General features: G+C 70.4%; 1 protein-coding gene and 1 pseudogene. Both read right to left on the bottom strand.

The genetic code is table 11. The features are described 5' to 3' along the window. The coding region (gene rnhB / locus FUT87_RS27685) for a ribonuclease HII (protein ID WP_147243042.1) at positions 1 to 558 on the bottom strand (558 nt) is incomplete at its 3' end. After that, a pseudogene (locus FUT87_RS27690) lies at positions 530 to 859 on the bottom strand (lipid-A-disaccharide synthase); the annotation flags it as partial. The pseudogene FUT87_RS27690 and the gene rnhB, both read right to left, overlap by 29 nt.

Below are 859 nucleotides of genomic sequence, written 5' to 3' on the forward strand. Positions count from 1 at the left end.
CGCCTCGAGGTGCTCGCGCGTGCCGTAGCCCTTGTGGCTGTCGAAGCCGTACTGCGGATGCTGCTCATGCATCTGCAGGCAGAAGCGGTCGCGGTGCACCTTGGCCAGGATGGACGCCGCCGAGATCGCCGGCACCAGCGCATCGCCCCGGACGATCGCCTCGGCCGGGATGCGCAGCACCGGCAGCCGGTTGCCGTCCACCTGGACGCGCCCGGGCTTCAGCCGCAGGCCCTCGACCGCGCGGCGCATCGCCAGCATCGTCGCCTGCAGGATGTTGATGCGGTCGATCTCCTCGACCGTCGCCTCCGCGATGCAGAAGCACAGCGCCTTCGCGCGGATCTCGTCGAAGAGCTGCTCGCGCTTCTTCTCGCTCAGCACCTTCGAGTCGTTCAAGCCCTTGATCGGACTCTGGTCGTCGAGGATCACCGCCGCCGCGACCACCGGTCCGGCCAGCGGGCCCCGCCCCGCCTCGTCGACGCCGCACAGCAGGCCCTCGCCGGCCCATTCCAGGCCGAGCTGCGTCGGACGTTCAGGCGCCGAGGATTTTCGCGATCGCATCGCCGGCCCTTCGCGCGGTGTTGCAGCGCAGCTGTTGGTGGATCTCGAGGAAGCGCTCGCGCAGCCGCTCGCGCCGGGGCGCGTCGTCCAGCCACGCCAGGCCCTCGCGGGCGATGCGCTCGCCGGTGCACTCGTCCTGCAGGCATTCCGGCACCAGCGTCTCACGCGCCAGCACGTTGGGCAAGCCCACCCAGGGCAGCAGCGCCTTGCCCTTCATCCGCCAGGCATTGAACCAGTGCAGCTTGTAGGCGATCACCATCGGGCGCTTGAGCAGCGCCGCCTCCAGCGTCGCGGTGCCGCT

It is taken from the genome of Mitsuaria sp. TWR114 (genome assembly GCF_007997345.1).